At 60.4% G+C, this 3,653-nt stretch carries 4 protein-coding genes and 1 pseudogene; 4 read left to right on the forward strand and 1 reads right to left on the reverse strand.

Annotated elements, in window-relative coordinates:
• A pseudogene (locus J0I64_RS03330) lies at positions 1-430 on the forward strand (hypothetical protein); the annotation flags it as partial.
• 115 nt (positions 431-545) lie between these two features.
• Here the strand turns inward: J0I64_RS03330 and J0I64_RS03335 are convergent.
• The gene (locus tag J0I64_RS03335) at positions 546-899 is read right to left on the reverse strand and encodes a hypothetical protein (protein ID WP_291406202.1); all 354 of its coding nucleotides are present in this window, start codon (positions 897-899) and stop codon (positions 546-548) included.
• Positions 900-1,228: 329 nt separating this feature from the next.
• Between J0I64_RS03335 and J0I64_RS03340 the strand changes: the two genes are divergently transcribed.
• The 3 genes from J0I64_RS03340 to J0I64_RS03350 all read left to right on the forward strand — a co-directional run.
• Positions 1,229-1,654, forward strand: a complete 426-nt coding sequence (locus J0I64_RS03340) for a chemotaxis protein CheD (RefSeq protein ID WP_291406203.1) — start codon at positions 1,229-1,231, stop codon at positions 1,652-1,654.
• 90 nt (positions 1,655-1,744) lie between these two features.
• On the forward strand, positions 1,745-2,665 hold the full coding sequence (locus J0I64_RS03345) for a protein-glutamate O-methyltransferase CheR (RefSeq protein WP_291406204.1): 921 nt from the start codon (positions 1,745-1,747) through the stop codon (positions 2,663-2,665).
• The coding region (locus tag J0I64_RS03350; protein WP_291406205.1) for a chemotaxis response regulator protein-glutamate methylesterase at positions 2,662-3,653 on the forward strand (992 nt) is incomplete at its 3' end. The genes J0I64_RS03345 and J0I64_RS03350, both read left to right, overlap by 4 nt.

Consider the following 3,653-nt stretch of genomic DNA (forward strand, 5'->3'; position numbering starts at 1 on the left):
TGCGCCGCCAGGCCTGCGGGACAAACGCCCTGACATCAGGTTCGATGCAGATTTCACCGACAACCCGATCGCGGCATGGGCCGATGAGATCGACCATGTGGTCATCTGGGGCAACCGGATCACCACGGAAGTTGTTTTCTTTCACCGTGAGAGTGGCACCGCGATCTTCACCGATCTGATACAGCAATTTCCGCGCGGGTGGTTCAGGGGTTGGCGGGCGCTGGTTGCAGGGCTCGACCTGATGACGGCCGCTGAACCTCAGGTGCCACGGAAATTCCGGGTAGCCTTCACCGACCGAGACGCCGCGCGCCAGTCTCTGCGGCAGGTTCTGGGGTGGCCTGTGAAAAAGTTGATAGTCGCTCATGGCCCGCCGATCACCCATGGCGGGCAAGCGTTTCTGAAACGGGCGTTTCGCTGGCTGGAAAAATAGGGCCTGATGACACGAGCCGCCTTAAGATGCTCGAAACACCGACAGATTTGGCCATTGCGGCGACCGGCCCGGCGAGCCATCAGGTTTGGGATAGATAGCGGTCGACGATACGAGCCTAAAAGAGCTCGATTTCACCATGGACCTGGTTTGCAGCGACGCCGGAAAGGGCGGGGACGCGCAGTTCGTCGAGGGTCAGGCTCTGCCAGATTTCGTCATAGACGCTTTCAGGCGCGGTGGGCGGCAGCAGTGAGAACTGTCGTGTGGCCAATGCCATGTTGCGGCAGCGCTGTTCGATGCGGTCCTGTCCCTGCAGAGCAGTGATGATCATCATCATGGCCTGACGCACGGATGCGTCCTTGCCGACCGAGGCTTCGGTCAACAGTTCCAGGGCCTCGGTGATCCCTTCCAGCATTACGGCGGACTGACGGGCGGTCTCGTCCAGCTCTCTTGCCAGTTTCTGCAATGACATGCGCATCAACCTCAAGTCTATTGCGCCACCCTATCCGATTATTTCTAAACCGCTCCTTGCTATTGTATCCCGTTGCAGAATACCCGACCGGCGTGGTTAGCGTTTGGCTAACGAGTTAAAGCTAAGCTCGGAGGCAATTGGACTACACGGGTATACGTAGACAAATGGCCCAGCAAAGCTCGCTGCCTCCTGAATTCGACAGGGGCATTGTGACAACGGTCCATCAGGGTGATTGTCACGTTTCTTCTGCACCCGATGTTACCTTTTCCACAGTGCTCGGTTCGTGCATCTCTGCCTGTGTCAGGGATCGGGTGGCCATGGTGGGGGGCATGAATCACTTTCTGCTCGCTGAACAGTCCGGCTCCGCCAAGGACAGGTACGGCGCCTCGGCTCGTTACGGCGCCTTTGCCATGGAACAGCTGATCAACAAGGTGCTCTCTATGGGCTCGGGCAAGAAGGCCAACCTTGAGATCAAGGTGTTTGGCGGGGGCAAGATCAATTCGGCGCTCGATGATGTCGGCGCCAAGAACATCGAGTTTGTGCGCCAGTTTCTCACGGACGAAGGATACATCGCCTCCAGTGAGGATCTTGGGGGGACCTTTGCGCGGCGCGTGCTGTTCAAGCCCCATTCCGGGCGCGCGTTCGTCAAGCGCCTCGACAGCGATCTCGGTGCCAACGTGGCCAAGGAAGAACTCGCGCTGGCCAAGCGCCGTGTCGTGTTGCCGGCGCCGGTCGACGATATCGAACTGTTCTAAGGCGACTTCCTTACGCAAATATCGCCCGGTCTCGGCGGCGTAATTTACGCAATCTAAGGAATAAATCGGCGAGAATAACTTTTGCTCAACATGGCAGCGAAAGACGCGCGCCATGCGCAGAATGGCGGCTGGTCAACCGTGCTGGCGCCCGTGGTTGGGGAAGGTTTCATGGAACAGGGAGAAATTTCCCTCAGCGAGCGCGAGTTTTCGCGCATCAAGGCCCGTGTCTACAAGGTGGCCGGTATTTCCCTCAGCGATGCCAAGCGCACCCTGGTCGTGTCGCGCCTCTCCAAGATTGTGCGGGCACTGGGGCTTGTCAGCTTCGACGACTATGTCGACTTTCTCGAGAAAGGCGCATCGTCCAGCGACGGGCAGGACTTCATCAATGCGCTCACCACCAATCTCACGCGCTTTTACCGCGAAGATCATCACTTCGATCATCTCCGGACCTATGTCGGTGCGCTGATGAGCGAGCGCCCGCGCGGTCAGCGGCTGCGGATTTGGTCGGCCGGGTGTTCGACCGGGCAGGAGCCCTATACGATCGGTATGGACCTGCTGGCGGCCTTTCCCGAACTCAAGCGCTGGGATTTCAAGATCCTTGCTACCGATATCGATACGGCTGTCATCGCCAAGGCGGCGCGCGGCATTTATCCGGAAAATGAACTCTCCGGCCTTTCAGCGGAGCGGGCGAGACCCTTTCAGAAGCTCGGCGACGGCAATGTGCAGGTTCCCCAGGCGGTGCGCGAACTGATCTCGTTCAAGCCCCTCAATCTCATCGCCGAATGGCCCATGAAAGGGCCGTTCGACGCCATCTTCTGCCGTAACGTCGCCATCTATTTCGACAAGCCCACCCAGGGCGCGGTCTTTGGCCGCTTCGGCAAACTGCTGGCGCCCGAGGCGTTCCTCTATATCGGTCACTCGGAAAACCTTGGCTCAGGGGGCGACGGGTTCCGGCTGGTCGGCAAGACCATCTATCAATCCAAGCGGATGAACAAACGAGAAGCAGCATGACTATCAAGGTTCTTGTCGTTGACGACTCAGCCCTCATCCGCGAGGTGCTCACCCGCATGCTGACGCGCGACGGCGACATCACCGTCGTCGGCACGGCGACCGACCCGATCGAAGCGCGTGAAAAGATCAAGCAGCTCAACCCCGATGTGGTGACGCTCGATATTGAAATGCCCAATATGAATGGGCTCGCCTTCCTCGAAAAGCTGATGCGCCTGCGGCCGATGCCGGCGGTGATGGTCTCGACCCTGACCAAGAAGGGCGCGAGCGAAACCCTGTTGGCGCTTGAATTGGGTGCCGTCGATTTCGTCGCCAAGCCGAGCGCTGAATTTGCCGGTGGACTCGATGCCTTTGGGGCGGGGCTGCGCGACAAGATCCGAGATGCGGCCCGTGCTGACGTAAGGGGCGCTGCCGTTCGGACCGAGGTGCCCAAGGTTGCGGTCAAGACCGCGGCGGCGCCAGATGGCGCGCTAATCGCCATCGGGGCTTCGACCGGTGGGGTCGAGGCGATCCGTACCGTTTTGACCAATATGCCGACCGACTGTCCGCCCGTTGTCATCGCCCAGCACATGCCGCCCGGGTTTACGGGTCGCTTTGCCGCGCGGCTGGATGAGCTTTGCGCTATCAAGGTGGTCGAAGCCGAGGATCGCATGGTGCTTGAGCGCGGTCATGCCTATGTCGCCCGGGGCGACTATCATCTGCGCGTCGAGCGCTCTTCGGGGCAGCTCAAATGCCGGTTGGGCCAGGACGAGTTGACCAGTGGGCATCGCCCCAGCGTGGATGTGCTGTTCGAATCGGTCGCCAAGACCGTGGGGCATATGGCGGTCGGCGCCATTCTCACCGGCATGGGGCGCGATGGGGCGCGTGGGCTAAAACTTATGCGCGATGCCGGCGCCTATACCGTCGGGCAGAGCCAGGCTTCGGCGCTCGTCTACGGCATGCCGCGCGTGGCGTTCGAGGAAGGCGCCGTGGTCGAACAGGCCCCGCTCGA

The organism is Devosia sp. (genome assembly GCF_017307565.1).
Classification (GTDB): domain Bacteria; phylum Pseudomonadota; class Alphaproteobacteria; order Rhizobiales; family Devosiaceae; genus Devosia.